The 19,081-nt window shown below is 40.1% G+C and carries 26 protein-coding genes, 1 tRNA gene and 1 rRNA gene; 17 read left to right on the top strand and 11 right to left on the bottom strand.

The features are described from left to right. The first annotated feature begins 18 nt into the window (after positions 1-18). A protein-coding gene (locus tag ES017_RS05900; protein WP_015374552.1) for an IS630-like element ISBs2 family transposase occupies positions 19-1,064 on the top strand; the annotation gives its coding sequence in 2 pieces (ribosomal slippage) (positions 19-522 and positions 525-1,064; 1,044 coding nt in all). Between the two features lie 146 nt (positions 1,065-1,210). Here ES017_RS05900 and ES017_RS05895 read toward each other — a convergent pair. Next, positions 1,211-2,206 carry an NAD(P)/FAD-dependent oxidoreductase gene (locus tag ES017_RS05895; RefSeq protein WP_021093627.1) on the bottom strand — a complete coding sequence of 332 codons (996 nt, stop codon included), beginning with the start codon at positions 2,204-2,206 and terminating at the stop codon, positions 1,211-1,213. Positions 2,207-2,499: 293 nt separating this feature from the next. Between ES017_RS05895 and ES017_RS05890 the strand changes: the two genes are divergently transcribed. The 4 genes from ES017_RS05890 (at position 2,500) to ES017_RS05875 (ending at position 5,135) form a co-directional block, all read left to right on the top strand. Further along, positions 2,500-3,726, top strand: a complete 1,227-nt coding sequence (locus ES017_RS05890) for an NAD(P)/FAD-dependent oxidoreductase (RefSeq protein WP_035062810.1) — start codon at positions 2,500-2,502, stop codon at positions 3,724-3,726. Positions 3,727-3,820: 94 nt separating this feature from the next. After that, positions 3,821-3,949, top strand: coding sequence for a YuiA family protein (locus ES017_RS05885; protein WP_021093625.1), 129 nt, complete (start codon positions 3,821-3,823; stop codon positions 3,947-3,949). 57 nt (positions 3,950-4,006) lie between these two features. Then, a complete protein-coding gene (locus tag ES017_RS05880; RefSeq protein WP_009362225.1) occupies positions 4,007-4,330 on the top strand; it encodes a YuiB family protein in 324 nt (107 codons plus the stop codon). 97 nt (positions 4,331-4,427) lie between these two features. Beyond that, on the top strand, positions 4,428-5,135 hold the full coding sequence (locus tag ES017_RS05875) for a 3D domain-containing protein (protein WP_021093624.1): 708 nt from the start codon (positions 4,428-4,430) through the stop codon (positions 5,133-5,135). A gap of 18 nt (positions 5,136-5,153) precedes the next feature. Here ES017_RS05875 and ES017_RS05870 read toward each other — a convergent pair whose 3' ends face one another. Next, positions 5,154-5,738 carry a biotin transporter BioY gene (locus tag ES017_RS05870; protein WP_021093623.1) on the bottom strand — a complete coding sequence of 195 codons (585 nt, stop codon included), beginning with the start codon at positions 5,736-5,738 and terminating at the stop codon, positions 5,154-5,156. A gap of 111 nt (positions 5,739-5,849) precedes the next feature. Here ES017_RS05870 and ES017_RS05865 point away from each other — a divergent pair, with 111 nt between their 5' ends. Further along, positions 5,850-5,999, top strand: coding sequence for a hypothetical protein (locus tag ES017_RS05865; RefSeq protein WP_167338105.1), 150 nt, complete (start codon positions 5,850-5,852; stop codon positions 5,997-5,999). Here the strand turns inward: ES017_RS05865 and ES017_RS05860 are convergent. The 3 genes from ES017_RS05860 to ES017_RS05850 form a co-directional block, all read right to left on the bottom strand. Then, positions 5,987-6,283: a YuzC family spore coat inner layer protein gene (locus tag ES017_RS05860; protein ID WP_075039561.1), complete on the bottom strand. Its 297-nt coding sequence runs from the start codon at positions 6,281-6,283 to the stop codon at positions 5,987-5,989. The two genes, ES017_RS05865 and ES017_RS05860, sit on opposite strands and share 13 nt — an antisense overlap. A gap of 69 nt (positions 6,284-6,352) precedes the next feature. After that, a complete protein-coding gene (locus tag ES017_RS05855) occupies positions 6,353-7,681 on the bottom strand; it encodes an ArsB/NhaD family transporter (protein WP_216367458.1) in 1,329 nt (442 codons plus the stop codon). Positions 7,682-7,701: 20 nt separating this feature from the next. After that, positions 7,702-8,130, bottom strand: coding sequence for a hypothetical protein (locus tag ES017_RS05850; protein ID WP_021093619.1), 429 nt, complete (start codon positions 8,128-8,130; stop codon positions 7,702-7,704). Positions 8,131-8,242: 112 nt separating this feature from the next. Between ES017_RS05850 and ES017_RS05845 the strand changes: the two genes are divergently transcribed. From ES017_RS05845 to ES017_RS05830, 4 genes are all read left to right on the top strand, one after another. Beyond that, entirely contained in the window at positions 8,243-8,440 is a 198-nt protein-coding gene (locus tag ES017_RS05845) for a hypothetical protein (RefSeq protein WP_021093618.1), read from the top strand. 65 nt (positions 8,441-8,505) lie between these two features. Continuing rightward, positions 8,506-9,006 (top strand): superoxide dismutase family protein, encoded by a 501-nt coding sequence (locus ES017_RS05840; RefSeq protein ID WP_216367477.1) that lies wholly within the window; start codon positions 8,506-8,508, stop codon positions 9,004-9,006. A 90-nt stretch (positions 9,007-9,096) separates the two neighbouring features. Further along, on the top strand, positions 9,097-9,597 hold the full coding sequence (locus ES017_RS05835; protein ID WP_042535192.1) for an Lrp/AsnC family transcriptional regulator: 501 nt from the start codon (positions 9,097-9,099) through the stop codon (positions 9,595-9,597). Further along, positions 9,597-10,763: an aminotransferase gene (locus ES017_RS05830; protein ID WP_171334849.1), complete on the top strand. Its 1,167-nt coding sequence runs from the start codon at positions 9,597-9,599 to the stop codon at positions 10,761-10,763. The genes ES017_RS05835 and ES017_RS05830 overlap by 1 nt, the downstream gene beginning before the upstream one ends. 18 nt (positions 10,764-10,781) lie before the next feature. Here the strand turns inward: ES017_RS05830 and ES017_RS05825 are convergent, their stop codons facing one another. Then, entirely contained in the window at positions 10,782-11,147 is a 366-nt protein-coding gene (locus ES017_RS05825; protein WP_021093614.1) for a helix-turn-helix domain-containing protein, read from the bottom strand. Positions 11,148-11,241: 94 nt separating this feature from the next. Here ES017_RS05825 and ES017_RS05820 point away from each other — a divergent pair, with 94 nt between their 5' ends. Beyond that, the gene (locus ES017_RS05820; protein WP_042535194.1) at positions 11,242-11,622 is read left to right on the top strand and encodes a CvfD/Ygs/GSP13 family RNA-binding post-transcriptional regulator; all 381 of its coding nucleotides are present in this window, start codon (positions 11,242-11,244) and stop codon (positions 11,620-11,622) included. 9 nt (positions 11,623-11,631) lie between these two features. Here the strand turns inward: ES017_RS05820 and ES017_RS05815 are convergent, their stop codons facing one another. Then, complete coding sequence (locus ES017_RS05815) at positions 11,632-11,865, bottom strand: DUF378 domain-containing protein (protein WP_004892293.1); 234 nt, start codon at positions 11,863-11,865, stop codon at positions 11,632-11,634. A gap of 130 nt (positions 11,866-11,995) precedes the next feature. Here ES017_RS05815 and ES017_RS05810 point away from each other — a divergent pair, with 130 nt between their 5' ends. From ES017_RS05810 to ES017_RS05800, 3 genes are all read left to right on the top strand, one after another. Further along, positions 11,996-13,156: an iron-containing alcohol dehydrogenase gene (locus ES017_RS05810; protein ID WP_171334848.1), complete on the top strand. Its 1,161-nt coding sequence runs from the start codon at positions 11,996-11,998 to the stop codon at positions 13,154-13,156. Between the two features lie 110 nt (positions 13,157-13,266). Further along, the gene (locus ES017_RS05805) at positions 13,267-14,616 is read left to right on the top strand and encodes a glucose-6-phosphate isomerase (protein ID WP_009362211.1); all 1,350 of its coding nucleotides are present in this window, start codon (positions 13,267-13,269) and stop codon (positions 14,614-14,616) included. Between the two features lie 78 nt (positions 14,617-14,694). After that, complete coding sequence (locus ES017_RS05800; protein ID WP_009362210.1) at positions 14,695-15,099, top strand: YugN-like family protein; 405 nt, start codon at positions 14,695-14,697, stop codon at positions 15,097-15,099. Here the strand turns inward: ES017_RS05800 and ES017_RS05795 are convergent. Continuing rightward, complete coding sequence (locus tag ES017_RS05795; RefSeq protein WP_021093611.1) at positions 15,088-16,059, bottom strand: potassium channel family protein; 972 nt, start codon at positions 16,057-16,059, stop codon at positions 15,088-15,090. The genes ES017_RS05800 and ES017_RS05795 overlap by 12 nt on opposite strands. A 99-nt stretch (positions 16,060-16,158) precedes the next feature. Between ES017_RS05795 and ES017_RS05790 the strand changes: the two genes are divergently transcribed. Next, entirely contained in the window at positions 16,159-16,338 is a 180-nt protein-coding gene (locus ES017_RS05790) for an H-type small acid-soluble spore protein (protein ID WP_021093610.1), read from the top strand. A gap of 33 nt (positions 16,339-16,371) precedes the next feature. Here the strand turns inward: ES017_RS05790 and ES017_RS05785 are convergent. The 3 genes from ES017_RS05785 to ES017_RS05775 all read right to left on the bottom strand — a co-directional run bounded on the left by ES017_RS05785 (position 16,372) and on the right by ES017_RS05775 (position 17,865). Then, positions 16,372-16,444: transfer RNA gene (locus ES017_RS05785), tRNA-Ala, on the bottom strand. Positions 16,445-16,490: 46 nt separating this feature from the next. Then, positions 16,491-17,114 carry an HD-GYP domain-containing protein gene (locus ES017_RS05780; protein ID WP_171334847.1) on the bottom strand — a complete coding sequence of 208 codons (624 nt, stop codon included), beginning with the start codon at positions 17,112-17,114 and terminating at the stop codon, positions 16,491-16,493. A gap of 73 nt (positions 17,115-17,187) precedes the next feature. Then, the gene (locus ES017_RS05775; RefSeq protein ID WP_021093608.1) at positions 17,188-17,865 is read right to left on the bottom strand and encodes an MgtC/SapB family protein; all 678 of its coding nucleotides are present in this window, start codon (positions 17,863-17,865) and stop codon (positions 17,188-17,190) included. Between the two features lie 52 nt (positions 17,866-17,917). On the opposite strand from ES017_RS05775, the gene ES017_RS05770 reads away from it, so the two are divergent. Next, the gene (locus ES017_RS05770) at positions 17,918-18,814 is read left to right on the top strand and encodes a DMT family transporter (RefSeq protein ID WP_021093607.1); all 897 of its coding nucleotides are present in this window, start codon (positions 17,918-17,920) and stop codon (positions 18,812-18,814) included. A 157-nt stretch (positions 18,815-18,971) separates the two neighbouring features. Further along, positions 18,972-19,081, top strand: a 16S ribosomal RNA gene (locus ES017_RS05765); the annotation flags it as partial.

The following is a 19,081-nucleotide window of genomic DNA, read 5'->3' as shown; positions in this document are numbered from 1 at the left end:
GGGAACGGAGAGAAAACTATGATGCCAAATCACAAAGACGAGATCGAAAAGTTGTCCACTGCCATGAAAGAAGCAAAAAGTAAACGAGCATATGAACGCTACCAAGCGATTTATCTTCATTTGCAGGGATATACCAAAGGAGAAATCGCAACGATTATTGGTCGATCCAAGAAAACTATTTATAACTATATTCATGCCTACGCCCAGCGCGGTCTTGATGGACTGGAGATGAAATACTCACCTGGCGCCCCACGTCGATTGACCCCTGAGCAGGAAAAAGAGCTGGCTTTGATCATTGAACATCAGCTCCCCGTAGATGTGGGATTCGAAGCAAAATATAATTGGACGCTTGCGATAATCGCTGAACTCATTCAACAAAAGTGGGGGCCAACATACACGCTTCGCGGAACAAGTGACATTCTGCATCGGTTAGGGCTAAGCTATACGAAACCGACCTATACACTAGCCAATGCCGATGAAGAGAAACAGAAAGAATTCGTCGAAATCACCTTCCCTGAAGTAAAAAAAAACTGGTAGATGGGAACATCGCCCATGTCCTCTTTCAAGATGAGTCGATGATTCGTGATTACCAAGCGATTCAAAAAACATGGTTTGTCAAAGGAAAACAACGAATCATTCCGACGTTTGGAAAACATCAAGGGCTGAAGCTGATTGGCACGTTGAACTACGAAACAGGGGAAGTGTTTTGCATCGAAGAAGAACGCTATGACGCGGAAACATTTCTTCGATTTCTTCAACTTGTGTTAGAACGCTATCCCACAGGCAAAATAGTGATGATTTTAGATAACGCTCGAATTCACCATGCCAAACTCATTCAGCCATTTTTAAAAGAACACGAAGATCGGTTAGAGCTCGTCTTTTTGCCACCATACAGTCCGCAATTGAACTTGATTGAAGGGCTATGGAAATGGCTGAAATCAGACGTGATTTACAACGTGTTCTATTCGAGTGTGCAAGAAATTAGAAAGAATGTCCAAGCCTTTATTCAGCGAATCAACCAGAAACCAGAACAAACGATCGATCGTTTGTGTGTTCAGTTGTAAATCTTTAATTCAACTTATATAGAAAAGGAAATTGAACAATTGCAAGCTGCTGTGAGAGAAAAAGAGATGCCTGGAGAAATAGAACAAGTATGTTTGGAAGAAGAAAAAGGGGCTTCCCTATAACTATGGGAAGCCTATTCTTTCTCTTATTCAAACATCGATGTAGAATGGAGCGGTTGTACTTTTGCGCTTGGATCAATGTATGATTTTGCGTTGTTGACCGCTGTTGGCGCTTCACCGAATCCGCAAGCGATTAATTTTACTTTTCCTTCATATGTGCAAATGTCGCCGGCTGCATACACACCTGGAATGTTTGTTTCCATTTTGGAGTTTACTTTAATAGAGTTTTTCTCGATTTCTAATCCCCACTCTTTAATTGGGCCGAGCGAAGAAATGAAGCCGTAGTTGACGATAACGGCATCGACATCAATCGTCTCGCGAGCTTTCGTTTTTACTTCTTCTAAAACGACTTGTTTGATACCGTTTTCATCTCCAATTAATTCGACAGGAACGAACGGTGTTTTGACGTCGACAGACGAGTTCATTAAGTTTTCAACGCTATGTTCATGGGCGCGGAATTTATCGCGTCGATGCACGATCGTTACTTTTTTAGCAATTGGCTCAAGCATAAGCGCCCAGTCAACGGCAGAGTCGCCACCACCGCATACAAGTACATGTTGACCAGCAAATTTATTTAAATCATCAACGAAGTAATGTAAGTTTTTTCCTTCGTACTGTACTGCGCTTTCGAGTTCTAATCGACGAGGTTGGAATGCACCGTTTCCTGCAGTAATAATGACCGCTTTGGAATAATGGATTTCCTTATTTGTTGTTAGTTTAAATGTACCATCTTCCAATTTTTCTAACTTTTCAACAGACTGTTCTAAACAAACAGTTGGGTTAAATTTGCTCATTTGCTCTTTTAAATTGTCGATCAGTTGTTGGGCGCGAATTTTTGGAAATCCCGCTACATCATATATGTATTTTTCTGGGTAAAGTGCAGAAAGTTGTCCGCCAAGTTGCGGTAAACTCTCGATAATTTTCACCGTTGCTTGACGCATTCCCCCGTAAAACGCCGTAAACAAGCCAACAGGTCCGCCACCGATTACAGTAATATCGTACAGTTTTTGATCTTCTTTCACGTTCATTCCTCCTAAAACGTAAATTCTCACGTATTATCATACCATAAAAAATGGTTGAACGCTTTTGTTGTTTTGAAAATTTCGACATGAACTCGACAAAAATTATGGCCAAAAATTGAACAAATAACTCTTGAAAAAGAGAGAAAAAAAGAATAAGATGTTAACGTAGAAATGACAACTTTGTTACAAAACGTTGTATTTTTTTGGTCTATTTCGTGAATAAATTCACAAACTTTTTAAACGATAAAAATCGTTCAACAAGCACAAGCTAAAAAAAATAAGAAAAGGTGGAAGTGATTCGCTTGAAGAAGCCAAATGTTGTTGTATTAGGTGCAGGTTATGGTGGATTAATGACAGTGACGCGTTTACAAAAGATGATTGGCGTCAATGAAGCAAGCATTACGCTTGTCAACAAACATGATTACCATTATGAATCAACATGGTTGCATGAGGCAGCTGCAGGAACGTTGCATCACGAGCGCGTTCGCTATGCGATTGCAGATGTCATCGATCAAAGTAAAGTAAAATTTATTCAAGATACGGTTGAAAAAATCAACCTCGAACAAAAACAAGTGTTGCTTCAAAACCATGAGCCGTTAACGTATGATTATTTAGTTGTTGCTCTTGGATTTGAATCTGAAACGTTTGGCATTAAAGGCTTAAAAGAATATGCCTTCTCGATTGCGAACGTCAACGCGGCACGTCAAATTCGCGAGCATATTGAATACCAATTTGCGACATATAGCACAGAAGAAGAAAAACGTGATGAGCGTTTGACGATTGTTGTTGGTGGTGCAGGATTTACAGGTATCGAATTTTTAGGTGAGCTTGTAAACCGCGTCCCAGAACTTTGCCGTGAATATGACGTTGATCCAAATAAAGTGCGCATCATTTGCGTAGAGGCAGCACCGACAGTTCTTCCTGGTTTTGACCCAGAACTTGTTGAATATGCGGTAAATGTTCTTGAGAAAAAAGGTGTTGAATTTAAAATTGGTACAGCGATTAAAGAATGTACACCGGAAGGCATTATCGTTAGCAAAGACGATCAAGTAGAAGAAATTAAAGCGGGAACAGTTGTATGGGCGGCTGGAGTACGTGGAAGTCACGTCATTGACGAATCAGGATTTGAAGCGATGCGCGGTCGTGTGAAAGTCGATCCGTTTTTACGTGCACCAGGACATGAAGATGTGTTTGTTGTTGGAGACTGTGCATTAATTATTAACGAAGAAACAAACCGTCCATATCCGCCAACAGCGCAAATTGCAATGCAACAAGGGGAAGTTTGTGCGAAAAACTTAGCTGTATTAATTCGTGGTCAAGGGGAATTACAACCGTTTAAACCAGACCTCAAAGGAACAGTATGTTCGCTTGGACACGATGATGCGATCGGTGTCGTATTTGGTAAGAAAATTTGGGGGGCAAAAGCAAGTGTCATGAAAAAAGTAATTGACAACCGTGCCCTTTACTTAATCGGTGGTCCAACACTTGTTGCGAAAAAAGGAAAATTCAAGCTATTATAAAAACGGGCGAAGCGACTTTTCGCTCGTTTTTTCTTTACAAATGATATATTTTTATGTATAATTATCTGAAAATTAAGAAAAAGGAGAGAGGGCTATGAATAAAACAACGTGCCAATATTGTGCGGGAAACGGTTATGTTCATGTTGCGGTTGGAGGGTCGGAAACGTGTCACTATTGTGAAGGGACAGGAGTAGAAAAAGATGAAATGGCAATGAAGCAATAATTGACTCATGTTTTCGCTTTCAGTACACTTAAAATGGTGTATTGGAGGTGAAAACGTATGGAGATGAGCATTCCTGTTTTATTTATTTCTATTTTATTGTTTTTTGTTTTATTTTTTGGTATTGGCTTTTTATTAAATATGATTTTACGAACGACGTGGACGATGGCGATATTAAGCCCGTTCGTTTTATTATTGTGGATCGATCAAATTTCTATAATGGACTATGTGACAAATCCATCCGCTTCCTTTGCTCACGTGAAAGAGCGAATAGGGTCGTTAGCGAGCGCCGATTTAATTATTTTAAGTAGCGGCATTGTAGGCGCAATCGTTTCAGGCATTGTCATTCAAACATTGCGTAAAAAAGGATATCGTATGTTTTAAACCTTCACAATCGTGGAGGTTTTTTTATTTCTCTTGCGGTGGATGTATATTTTTTTTGAATGTTGGAAAGAAATACAACCGTGGGAGGAGTGAATAAATGGGTATAAAATGGTTAAGACGAACGACCATGGTTGTATTGTTTATGTGTGCGTTCATGACGACATTTCAATCGATATCAGGCGTTGAAGCGAAGATGCTATCTGATTGGTTTTCACCTTCACGTTTTTCTTTTTTCTCGTTCAAGTCGTTGTTTTCAACGAACACGTATGAGTATGTAGCAGATCGTTTTCGTAAAAATGAAAAGCAAGTGACACAACTATCATCCCAACAAACAACAAACGAATCGTTGACGTTAGAAGAAGCATTCGATTGGTCGCAATATCCGTCCGTTACTGTTGTAGCAACAGGATATACGGCTGGAGTGGAATCAACAGGAAAAACGCCTGATCATCCGAGTTATGGGATCACGTATTCAGGTGTGCGTGTGAAACGTGATTTGTATTCCACGATCGCAGCAGATTTGAACATTTTCCCGATTGGAACGATTTTATTTATTCCAGGATACGGATATGGTGTTGTCGCAGATACAGGTTCCGCGATTAAAGGCCATAAAATTGATTTATATTACGAAACAGTAGATGATGTGTATAAACATTGGGGAAAGAAAAAAGTGAACGTATATGTCGTCAAACGCGGAGATGGAACATTATCTGAGCAAGAGATGATTGCACTGAACGAAAATGAATCGATGCAAGTGTTTCGGCAACAATATATAAAGAAAGAGGAAAAGGAAGTTGGTCTATAACCGAACTTCCTTTTCTTGTTATGCAACGTATTTGTTATATATTTGATGTTGGTTTAATGCTTTATAAATGCGTGGCGCAATGACGCCGGCAACGATTGATAAGATGATGTCTTTTGGAAGCGGAACGAGCATCCAGCTCCATGCCATCGTATACGAAAAGCCTTCTGGCGCTTCAGCCCATAGTTTAAACGCGACATACATCCAATTTGTTCCGACAACGTAGTTAATGATCATGCCGATGATAGTTGCTGTGATAAAGCGTGCTACGGAACGATTTGCACTTTTTTCAATAAGTAAACCAGTGACGTATGCTGCAAGAATAAAAGAAAGAATAAAGCCAAATGTTGGGGCAACGATCGTTGAAAACCCACCGCCAAACCGAGCGAAAACAGGTGCGCCGAATAACCCGATGAGCATATATACAGTCATTGCTATTGCTCCTCGTTTTGCTCCAAGAATGGCGCCAGCTAATACGCAAAAAAATGTTTGTAACGTAATTGGAACTCCACCAATAACGAGAAAAGGAGCCCACGATGTTATGTTTGCTCCGATCGCCATTAACGCTGCAAACATGGCGATAAACGTTAAATCTTTCGCTCGCATTTGTTAACCTCCTTTTTTTATTTGTTAACGAAATGGTATATGATAAAACAAAAAATGTCAATACATAAGTGTAACGTACTTGTGCAACATAACAATACGGAGGGGATGACAATGAGGGAAGAGGAACAATTGCTTCGCGCAAATCGATTAGGTGCAAAAGAAGATATTATCCATGTAAGTGAAACGGATGATGGACATGATTTGCGCGATGCAGCCTATATAGGTGAGAAGCAAATGGCGGCACCGAATTATCGCCAGTAAAGCAAGAAGGTGAGTTGGCAACAAGGCGACTCGCCTTTTTTTGGTGAAAGTGTAATATGAATCGTATTTGGATTAAAAGAGATTTTCATTTCCGATTCAATGCCGATGGATTGAAGTTGCTTTTGTACTTCTTCTTGTTTTGATTGTTGGGCTTTTTCCATTAACTGCTTCGCAAAAGTAGGATCGTTTGCGATTTTTGTCGAAATGGTCGTGGCATCTTTCAATAGCTTTTGTATCGCTTTTGCTGATTGTGTAAATTGTGTAATATTAACGTTTGGATACATTGTTCTCCCTCCTTGGAAGCAGTATATGACGAAAAGAAAAAAACGCTCAAAGGCGAGCCTTGAGCGTTTTTATAAGTAACGAATGAAAATATACGCGTGTGAAATAAGCAAGGAAATGAGCGTCAGCGGTGCTCCAATTTTTAGAAAATCAAAGTAGCTAAACCCGTGACCTTCACGTGAAGCAATCCCTGCAACGATGACGTTTGCAGATGCTCCAATTAACGTTCCGTTTCCACCTAAACAAGCGCCAAGCGCTAACGACCACCATAAAACATCAATTTGTGCTGAGTCTGGAGATAATCCCATGCCGACAGCCATATCTTGAATAAGTGGAATCATCGTCGCAACGAACGGAATGTTGTCAATGGTTGCTGATGCGATTCCAGATACCCAAAGAATTAAGTAAGATGCGAAATGAATATCGCCTCCTGTAATTTCCAATGCTTCCTCGGCCAAACTTTTAATAAGATCAATATCGACGAGTCCACCAACAAGCGTAAACAATCCAGCAAAGAAGAAAATGGTTGTCCACTCAACTGAAGCGAATACTTCTTCTAAGTCGTGTTCTTTTACGCCGATGAGCATTAAAATGACAGCCCCTGTCATTGCGATGACTGCTGCATCGACGTGAATCACTGAATGGAGTGTAAACCCTAAAATTGTTAATCCAAGCACAGAAACGGACTTTTTCAATAGTACGGCATCTTTAATGTATTGTTTTTCATCGATTTTCATGAGCCGTTCGATGAGCGCAGCATTTGCTTGAAGACGTTTGCGATAAAACACGTACAAAATAGTAATGACAACAGCCATGATGATGAGAACAACAGGACCTAAATGAAATAAAAAGTCGTTAAACGTTAAATGTTTATTGGCTGAGCCGATCATAATGTTCGGTGGATCCCCGATTAACGTCGCCGTTCCGCCAATGTTTGAGAAAAGCACTTCAGAAATTAAAAATGGAACAGGCTCTACTTCTAACATACGTGTAATGGAAAACGTAACCGGAACGATTAATAAAACAGTTGTTACATTGTCTAAAAAGGCGGAAAGAACAGCTGTCAGCAAGGATAAAATGACTAAAATGTTAATTGGGCTTCCTTTCGCCATTTTTGCAGCTTTGACCGCAACATATTGGAAAAAGCCTGATTTACTCGTAATGCTAACAAGAATCATCATTCCGATTAAAAGCGTAATCGTCCCCCACTCGATATGATGAGTGTACGCTCGATGTAAATCAACGATGCCGAAAATGATCATAAAAGCGGCACCTAATAAAGAGATGACAGCACGATTCACTTTTTCTGAGATGATGATGGCGTATGTAATCAAAAAGATTGCAATGGCCGCATAATATTGAAAATTGTTTACTTCATGAGTGATTGCCTCATGCACCATCTTTCATTCCTTTCTATATTTCAGTTTTTTAGTGTCTGAAAGCAGCTTGGACATGTTAAATGCGTCGTGTCATCGTTTACATTGCGAATATAAAAAGAAAATCCGCAGTTCGCGCATTCGATACGTGATAAACGATCGATAAACAATTTTGTGGATGGCGATCCTTGTTTTGTTGTATCAATGACTTCCACATGTACATGTTCACGGGAATCGTCTTCTGCAAGCACTTGTCCTTCTGTTTCTTCTTTTACGCGCCAACCATGGTCTAAAATATGTTGCTCTAGTTGGCTATGAGAAGAGTTCGCTAACATATCTTCAGCTAATGCCATTAACTGTTCATTTGTCAAAGATTCGAATGGAATTTTTTGTTTTTTTTCGTTCCAATACCCTCTTAATTGCCCTTCTGTAAATACGAATGTGATAACTTTGTGGATCACGACGTTTTTCAAACGAGTACGCCTCCCTTTTTTGTTTACGAATCCAATTATATTCCTTTTTGCGAAGCGATACAATTGTCTTTATGATATAATGAGTGAGAAGATATATGGAGAGGTTGATTGCATGAATAACATTATATTTGGATTGTTTTTATACTTCCCAGAAGATAAAACAGAGTATATTCCTGCTGCCATTTCGTTTACCGCATTTTTTATTGCAGCAGTGTTGACGATGCGGTTGATTATAAAAATTTCAAAACGTCAAGAAGAAAAAGCGAAGCAATTAGAAGAACAGTTGAAAAAACAACAAATAAACGATTAAATGAATACAAACGGGGCATAATAAGCTGTAAATATGTAGTTGGAGGGCTTATTGTGCGTCAAATAATGATATGTGTCGTCTTGTTACTTGTGAGCGGATGTATGGAAGAAAAAGTGAAAAACGTCGATGTCAATATGATTAATGAAGATGGTGATTCGGTCGGGACGATTAAAATGTCGCAGCAACCTGAAGGGGTGAAACTCGACATTGGTTTAAAAGGACTGCCTCCAGGAGAACACGCGATCCATATTCATGACAAAGGAACATGCGAACCACCTACATTTCAATCAGCTGGGGAACATTTCAATCCGGAAGGAAAAGAGCACGGTCTCCTTCATCCGGAAGGAGCGCATGCAGGCGATTTACCGAATTTAATTGTAAAAGAAGATGGAACGGTAAAAGTACAATTAATGGTCCCAAATGTCAATTTATCAGAAGAGAAAAACGGCCTATTCACTAAAAACGGAACATCGATTGTCATCCACGAAGGAAAAGATGATGGGATGTCTCAGCCAGCGGGAAATGCAGGCAAGCGAATCGCATGCGGTGTGATAAAAAAACCGTAGTCGCAAGCGATGTCGTCTTGCTTATTTTTTTGAAAAAAGGCGTGCATTTTTTTCTAAATTATGTGAAAATTTATGTCAGGGGTGATTCGTGTGAAACTAACTGAAAAAGAAATTGAAATCGTTGAATTGTTAGAAAAAAACGCTCGTTTGCCGATTGATACGATGGCGAAAATGGTTTCTCTCTCCGTTTCAGAAGTAGAGGATATAATAAGAAAATTAGAAGAAGCGAAAGTGATTGTACAGTATGCAACGATCGTTGACTGGCGGAAAGTAGATGGCCATGAAGGTGTGACGGCGATGATCGATGTGAAAGTGACACCGAAGCGCGGCGTTGGATTTGACGAGGTAGCTGAACGTATTTATCGCTTTCCGGAGGTTAAGTCTGTCTATTTGATGTCTGGTGCCTACGATTTATCTGTTGTCATTGAAGGACGTTCCATGTCTGAAATTGCCCATTTTGTTTCTGAAAAATTATCGACGCTCGATTCCGTCATTTCAACGACAACCCATTTTATTTTAAAGAAATATAAGCATGACGGCACCGTGTTTGAGCAAGGTGATCAAGATCGAAGAATCGTGGTGGCTCCGTGATGCAAAAGACGAAAACGTACGTATCTGACACCGTATCACGCTTAAAACCGTCCGGTATTCGTCGCTTTTTTGATTTAGCGGCAAGTATGGAGGGGGTCATTTCACTTGGAGTTGGCGAGCCGGATTTTATTACCCCTTGGAGTGTGCGGGAGGCTTGCATTTTATCATTAGAACAAGGATATACATCATATACAGCGAACGCAGGTTTATGGGAGTTAAGAAAAGAAATTAGCGACTATGTAGCGCGCCGTTTTCACGTGTTATATGATCCAGCTGATGAAATAATTGTGACGGTTGGGGCAAGTCAGGCGCTCGATGTGTCTCTTAGAGCTATTTTAAATCCAGGTGATGAAGTCATTGTTGTTGAGCCGAGCTTTGTTTCATACGCACCGCTTGTTTCATTAGCTGGGGGTGTGCCAATTCCCATTCAAACGAGTGGGAAACATCAATTCAAATTGCAACCAGAACAAATTGAACAAGTTGTGACACCGAAGACGAAAGCATTAATCATTTGTTCGCCAAATAATCCGACAGGCACCGTGTTAAATGCCGAAGAACTGGCGCAAATTGCTCGCATTGTAGAAAAGCATGATTTGCTTGTCATTTCAGATGAAATTTATGCGGAGTTATGCTACGAAGAACAATACACAAGTTTTCCGGCAATTGATCGCATGCGAGAGAGAACAATTTTAATTAATGGATTTTCGAAAGGTTTTGCGATGACAGGTTGGCGCCTCGGATTTATTGCTGCACCGAGAGAATTAGCTACCGCGATGTTAAAAATTCATCAATACACGATGATGTGTGCACCGACGATGGCGCAATATGCTGCCATTGAAGCATTACAAAATGGAGCGGCTGATGTCGAACAAATGAAAAAAAGCTATCGGCAACGACGTAACTTTTTTGTTCAATCATTAAACGAAATCGGTCTTTCTTGCCATATGCCGGGAGGGGCATTTTATGCATTTCCGTCCATTCGGTCAACAGGCATGACATCAGAGCAGTTTGCGGAGCGATTATTGTTAGAGGAAAAAGTAGCTGTCGTTCCCGGTCACGTGTTTGGAGTAAGTGGAGAAGGATATATTCGTTGTTCATATGCATCATCGCTCGAACAGTTGCAAGAGGCTATTCGGCGCATGAAGCGATTTCTTGAACGACTGTAAAAGAAAGCTGACGCATTGTCAGCTTTCTTTGTTGTATTTCAGTTCATATAACATTTGCATGACGCGCAAAAAGTCTTCTTCGCTAAATTCTTTCGCTTTTCGCAAAATAAGTTTTGCGCGTTTAATGCCAATGTCTTTAATTAAATATTCGATTTCTGGATCGATACTAGATGAATTCGATAAATCGGCACGCTCTAATAATTCAGATGCAGGGACATCGAGAGCAGTGCAAAGTTTTAAAATGGTTGGTGTGTCAGGGACTTGTTCCCCGGATTCGTATTTTTGAATGGTCGCTACCCCTACTCGAACTTTCATCGCCAACTCTTGTTGTGACATATTTCGCTGTTCGCGATACATGCGAATATTTTCGCCGATTGTACTCATTTATTCTCCCACCTCTCCAAAATTCGTTTACATATTTATCATACCATGTTCCAGTTTATACTCGTGCACAAAATTAACACTTTTTAAGTGAATTATGTTACAATTTTTCAAAAAACGAGGAGTGTTTCATTTGGAGTGGAAGGAAGGTGCGATTGTTACGGGTATTGTGACGGGAATACAGCCATACGGGATATTTGTATCGCTTGACGAACGAACTCAAGGACTCATTCATATTTCAGAAATTACAGATGGGTACGTAAAAAATATTTATGATTATGTGGATGTGGGGGATTCTGTTCGGGTGAAAATTATCGCGATCGATGAAAAAACAAAGCGAATTAGCTTATCGTTGCGTGATGTTGATCATGACACAACAAATATTGAGACTCCTTTAGGATTTCAACCGTTAAAAATGCAACTAGAAAAATGGATTGCGGAAGCGAAAAAAACATACAACTCACCGAGTGATCGGTGAGTTGTATGTTTATGTTCTCGACATTTTTGGTTCTGTACGTCCGAGTTCCTCCGTCGGTTTAAACAGTAATACGAGGTTAATGAGCCCAGCAATTCCGACGAGAGCGTAAACAATGCGTGCAAACGCCGATGCTTGACCGCCGAAAATGGCTGCTACAAGATCGAAGCGGAAAAAGCCAATGAGCCCCCAGTTTAGCGCTCCAATAACAGTAAGCAATAGTGCAATTCGTTGTAACGTACTCATGTTCATCCTCCTTTAAAATATCGTATTCACTTATAGAATGAATCATTTTGAGAGAAGTATGCATAAGAAAATGCAATTTTCTTTACTTCTTTGTTTCTTTTGGAAATAATGAAAGGAAGGAGGGATGAACATGGAAAATTTTATTTTTCATAATCCAACGAAATTAATTTTCGGTAGAGGACAAATTGAACATTTGAAAAAGGAACTTCATTCGTATGAACACATTTTAATTGTATATGGCGGAGGAAGCATTAAGAAAAACGGCGTATATGATGATGTCGTATCTATTTTGCGTTCATTGAATAAGTCTTGGTCCGAGCTAGCGGGTGTCGAACCAAATCCTCGTTTATCTACTGTTCAAAAAGGAATTCACATTTGCCGTGAAGAGAAAGTCGATTTTATTTTAGCAGTAGGCGGAGGAAGTGTCATCGATTGTGCCAAAGCCATTGCAGCAGGTGCATTATATGATGGAGAGGCATGGGATTTTATTTCGCGAAAGGCGACGGTTGAGCGAGCGCTGCCAATTGGAACAGTATTAACGCTAGCTGCGACAGGATCGGAAATGAATGCAAATTCCGTTATTACAAATTGGGAAACGAAGGAGAAATACGGATGGAGTAGTCCAGCTGTTTTCCCTCAATTTTCGATTTTAGATCCTGTTTATACAACAACTGTTCCGAAAGATCATACAGTGTATGGCATCGTTGACATCATGTCGCACGTATTAGAACAATATTTTCACCATGCGCCAAATACGCCATTACAAGATCGTATGTGTGAGTCCATTTTACGAACTGTAATCGAAACGGCTCCAAAACTTATTGAAAATTTACAGCATGTTGATCATCGTGAAACGATTTTATATTGTGGAACAATGGCTTTAAATGGAATTTTACGCATGGGGCTACGCGGTGATTGGGCGACACATAATATTGAGCATGCTGTGTCAGCAGTGCATGACATTCCACACGCAGGTGGGCTAGCTATTTTATTCCCAAATTGGATGAAGCACGTGCTTGATGAACATATCGATCGTTTTAAGCAGCTAGCTGTTCGGGTGTTTGATGTTTATCCAGAAGGCAAAGGAGATCGAGAAATTGCGCTAGAAGGAATTGGAAAACTTCGGGCGTTTTGGAACAGATTAGGTGCTCCTTGTCGATTAGCAGATTATCATATCGGTGAACAATCATTGCCAATAATAGTAGAAAAAGCGATGGCGTTCGGCCCATTTGGTAATTTTAAAAAGTTGCACGATGATGATGTCATGGCGATTTTACAAGCCTCATTGTAAAGTGCGAAAAATGTCATAATGAATCCGTTTACATTGTTTTCGTGAACTTGATTCTCGCTGTTTATTTCGCTAAAGTGAAAGAGGATACAATCATTGAGGAGGAAACGTACATGACGCATATTCAGTTTGACTATTCAAAAGCGTTGTCTTTTTTTGGTGAACATGAATTAACGTATTTGCGTGATGCAGTGAAAGTGGCGCATCATGCCCTTCATGAGAAAACAGGACAAGGAAACGACTTTTTAGGATGGATTGATCTCCCTGTCGCATATGATCGCGAAGAGTTTGCTCGCATTCAACAAGCAGCGAAAAAAATTCAAGAAGACTCTGATGTATTGTTAGTCGTCGGCATCGGTGGTTCTTATCTTGGTGCTCGTGCGGCAATTGAGATGTTGCAACATTCTTTTTACAACGCGCTCCCGAGCGAAAAACGAAAAACACCGCAAATTATTTTCGTCGGCAACAACATTAGTTCTACATATATGCGCGATGTTATGGATTTACTGGAAGGAAAAGATTTTTCAATTAACGTCATTTCGAAATCAGGAACGACGACAGAACCAGCGATTGCATTCCGTATTTTCCGTAAACTTCTTGAAGAAAAGTACGGAAAAGAAGAAGCGCGCAAACGCATTTACGCCACGACAGACCGTGCGCGTGGGGCGTTAAAAACGTTAGCGACTGAAGAAGGATATGAAACGTTTGTCATTCCAGATGATGTAGGTGGCCGTTACTCTGTTTTAACAGCGGTCGGGTTATTGCCGATTGCCGTAAGCGGAGCGGATATTGAAGCGATGATGAAAGGTGCTGCCCAAGCTCGCGAAGATTTCAGCAAATCGGAACTAGAAGAAAACATTGCTTATCAATATGCTGCTGTACGTAATGTGCTATACAACAAAGGAAAAACAATTGAGATGCTTATTAACTACGAGCCAGCGCTACAATATTTTGCTGAATGGTGGAAGCAATTGTTTGGTGAAAGTGAAGGGAAAGATCAAAAAGGCATTTTCCCAGCTTCAGCAAACTTTTCGACAGACCTTCATTCGTTAGGGCAATATGTGCAAGAAGGTCGTCGCGACTTGTTTGAAACTGTATTAAAAGTAGAAACACCACGTCATGAATTGACGATTGAGGCAGAAGATAACGACTTAGATGGATTAAACTATTTAGCAGGAAAAACAGTTGATTTTGTCAACACAAAAGCGTTTGAAGGGACATTGTTAGCACATACAGACGGTGGTGTACCAAACTTAGTTGTAACGCTACCACGATTAGATGAATATACATTCGGTTATCTCGTTTACTTCTTTGAGAAAGCGTGTGCGATGAGCGGCTATTTGCTTGGAGTCAATCCGTTTGATCAGCCGGGTGTAGAAGCATACAAAGTGAACATGTTTGCCCTTCTCGGTAAACCTGGATACGAAGAGAAAAAGGCTGAGCTTGAAAAACGATTGAAATAATGAAAAAAAGAGCTTTTCCTGGGTGCAGGGAAAGCTCTTTTTTTGGGCATGATAACAAGCAGAGGAGGAGTGATCGATATGATTGAAATTCCATCTGCATTAGAGGGAAAAACGTTTTTATTAAATGTGTTAGAACAAGAATTAAAGCCACTCGGCTATGTGATCGGTGGAAATTGGGATTACGATCACGGTTCGTTCGACTATAAGATGGCGGATGATGTTGGGTACCAATTTTTACGCCTTCCATTCGTCGCGATCGATGGACAACTGGATTCGTATGGGGCAACGGTTGAATTGAAGCGCCCATACGTCTTATGCCATAAATATCAGCGTGGCTTAGATGACAATGTGCATATTGGGAATATAAACGCATCATTTAATCAATTTTCTGAGCCAGAAGATCCCGATGCAACGGTACCAGATCAATATGTAGCGATGGCAAAAACGCTCGTCAAAGATTTAGAAGAACGGTTATTGCGCTAATACGATAAGTTCATCAGTCGACTGAATGATCGTATGAGATGGTGGATTAATTACAACATGTTGATTGTTTGCGACACCGATAAGCAATATATCTTCTTTTTTTAATTCCGTGAGCATTGACGCAAAAGACATCCCGATCCATTCGTCGCGCACAGCTAGCCGTTTGATCGAGTGTTTTTTGAATTGCTCGACGTCGTTTAACACGTTTGGGGATGAAAGGCAATTGGCCATTAAAAAGCTGATCCATTTATTTGTTTCAATTGTTTCATCTGCCCCAGCGCGCTTGGCATTATCAACTTGGGGAGTTGTTAATATTTCCACAACAGTATACACGGATGGATGAAGTGCTTTCACTGTTAAAAGGGTGACGATGGATCCTAAATCGGCCTCCGTTTCGTTTTTATGTTGGTTGGCAGTAATAATGACGGTGCGAGCTTCAAATACGTTTGCTTTTTTCCACACATCGTCATGCGTCGGATTTCCTTTAATGAAATGAACGTGTTTCGGAACATCCCAACGTTTTAGTGTTTCATCGATCACGAGACACGGAATGTTGGACGGCATGAGAGCAAGTAGCTGGCGAACGCGTTCATTCCAACCGACTAAGATGACATGTCCCCCTTTTGTATAAGGGAGTTCACCAGTTGATAAAGCATTTTCTTTTGAAATTGCTTTTGTAGATAGCGTGACAAAATAAGCCGAGACAAAAGCTGTACCGAGCAAAATAAGAGTGATCGCGACAAGTTTACCACTTAATGTTTTCGGTACGAGGTCGCCATAACCAATCGTTGTTGTTGTAATTAACGCCCACCATATGCCGTCGAATGCTGTTAAAAATGTTTTTGGCTCAACGATATGAATGATTATCCCAAATAAACAGATGATTGTTGTAATGGTGAATATGATTCGTATCAGTGGAGAAAGTCGCCAATATGAAGCGAGAAATTCATACCATCTCATCTATTTTCCCTCCCGTTTTATCATTGTAGACGAGATGGTGCTATTTCTTACATATTTTTTCTTTAAAAACAAATGATATAAACGAAAGGAGGGACGTTGATGGATATGCACCGCGTGAAACAAATTGTTTCTTCACCAGATGATATTCGGGTATGTTATCACGGTCAATCTGTTTGGATTGATGGGTACGATGAAACAAATCGAACAGCTACCGTACATATGCGTGGTCGGGAACATGAACGCCACATCGTTCCAGTGGAAGAACTAACAGAAGAGTAAAAGAAAAACCCTTGCGATGCAAGGGTTTTTTGATGGAGCATACCGGGTTCGAACCGGTGACCTTCGCGCTGCCAGCGCGACGCTCTCCCAACTGAGCTAATGCCCCTTTTCGTTTATATTTTAAAAACATTTTGTTTTTTCGTCAATCGATATTAAGAAATCATGGGGATTGCTTGCATAATTGTTTCGCTATTTTGTTCAATTGAAATCTCAGTATTTTCCATCCACTCTAAAAAGGAAGATGTTAATTGTGGATCGAATTGTGTTCCTGCTTCTCTTTTGATTTCTTCATAAGCTTCTTCCCATGTAAGTGATGCGCGATATGGCCGAATGCCTGTCATTGCTTCAAGTGAATCAGCTAACGCCACGAGACGAGCGAGAAAAGGGATGTTCTCTCCTTTTTGGTTATATGGATATCCATTTCCATCCCATCGTTCATGGTGGTATAAAACAATATGAGAAATTTCAGATGAAACATGGTAATGTTGTAATATTTGTATACCGAATAGTGGATGTTTTTTCATTTGAGCAAATTCTTCTTCAGAGAGTTTCCCTCTTTTTGTTAAAATATGAACAGGAATGTGTAATTTCCCGATATCGTGAATGAGTGCTCCAAATTGAAGCTCTCGCTTTTCTTCATCATTGAGTTTCAAAAACGAAGCAAAAGATAAAGCGATTTTCGTCACTCGATATGAATGAAGGAAAGTTAGCTCGTCCTTTTTTGAGAGCTGGCGCATAAGGAAGCAAAGTTCCATATTTTTTATAATAGAGGACATGTCGTTCTCCACCTTTTTGTTTCGAAGGAAATTTTCATCATATATACTAATATAAATGAGAATCATTTTCAAGCTAAATATTTTCGATATCGACGCCACGAACAGAAGGAATTTGATGAACAAACTCGTATACATCTGTTGTTGCGCGTTTTTGATCGACAGATACTTTTAATTCAACAAAGTGATTTCCGTTATCTAAGTCTTTTATGCGCACCGTTTTAATGCGGATATTTTTTTGTTTAATCGTATCGATGACTTCAGACATTTTCGTTGCATCTAGCACGGTGAGTTTCACAGAAAGCTCTTTTTCCCTTAGTTGTTTCGGACCGAAAACGGTTGTTATAAGCGGAATAAGCTCGACGCTAGCGATAAGGAAGATGACGCACAATATCGCTTCGATATAAAAGTTTGCCCCCACAGCGATTCCGACACCTGCGGCTCCCCAAATGAGCGCGGCAGTTGTTAAACCGGAAATGCTATCGTTTCCGCGGCGAAGAATAACACCTGCGCCGAGAAAGCCGATACCTGATACAATTTGAGCAGCGAGGCGAAGTGGATCCATATTTATATGGTCGCTTTTTGGAAATGTGTATGCTGATTCGATTGAAACGATTGTTAACAAACAACTGACAATCGAAATAACGAGGCAAGTTTTAAGACCAACTGGTTTTCGCTTTAATTCTCGTTCTAGACCGATAACGAGCCCGAGAACAGCAGAGATTCCGAGTTTCATGAGTACATGGGCGTCCATGAGACATTCCTCCTTTTCTTTGTAATTAAGTATATTCGAAAGGATGACGAACATGAAGGCGTATATCGCATTAATTATTGGAGCACTTTCTATTTCCACTTCAGCGATTTTTGTCAAATTTACAGATGCTCCGTCAGCTGTTATCGCATTTTATCGCCTCTTTTTCGCAGTTGTTTTCATGACTCCGTTGTTTATTGTAAAACATATACGTGAAACGAAACAGATGAATAAAAAAGATTGGGCTTTTGCGGTGTTGTCTGGAACATTGCTTGCGTTTCATTTTATTCTTTGGTTTGAATCGCTTCGTTACACATCCGTTGCAAGCTCCGTCGTTTTAGTTACGTTGCAGCCGATATTCGCTTTTGTTGGTGGATTTTTCTTTTTCAAGGAAAAGATGACGATGAGTGAATGGGTAAGTGCGCTACTTGCAATTTTAGGTAGCGTCATTATTAGCTGGGGGGATTTTCGCGTAAGTGGTGAAGCACTTTATGGGGATATGCTTGCATTGATTGCGTGTGCTATGGTCACGGGCTATTGGTTAGTCGGTCAACATTTACGAAAGCAATTTTCTCTAATTACATATACGTATATCGTTTATGGCATTGCGTCACTCGTATTAAGTGTATATGTATCGTTGTTTCGTTATTCATTTTTGTCGTATAATGCGAATGACTGGTGGTGCTTCGTTTTGCTGGCGGTTATTCCGACATTATTCGGGCATTCTCTTTTTAATTGGGCGATGAAATGGGTAAATGCAGCAATGGTATCCATGGCTATTTTATTTGAACCGATTGGAGCCATTATATTAGCTTATATATGGTTGGACGAAAAAGTTTATTTATCGCAAGGAATAGGCTCGTTTTTTATCATCGTTGGGATTGGAGCGTATATCCTCGGAAAACATATAAAAAACAATAAAAAAATAGTTGCATTTCAAAAAAGAACATGATATATTTTAAATCGTCGCTGTTGTGATGCGATAATAAAAAATCGTTCTTGACATTAAAAAGACGATGTGATAAATTGAAAAAGTCGCAAAAAAAACGACAAGATGTTCCTTGAAAACTGAACGAAGCGAAAAGCGTACAAAAGCTAAGGATAACTTTTCTATGGAGAGTTTGATCCTGGCTCAGGACGAACGCTGGCGGCGTGCCTAATACATGCAAGTCGAGCGGACGATTCAAAAGCTTGCTTTTGAATCGTTAGCGGCGGACGG

This window comes from Anoxybacillus sp. EFIL (genome assembly GCF_013096955.1).
Taxonomy (GTDB): domain Bacteria; phylum Bacillota; class Bacilli; order Bacillales; family Anoxybacillaceae; genus Anoxybacillus; species Anoxybacillus ayderensis.
The sequence above is the reverse complement of the archived record's forward strand: the minus strand, read 5'-3'. Positions and strand labels throughout refer to the sequence as shown.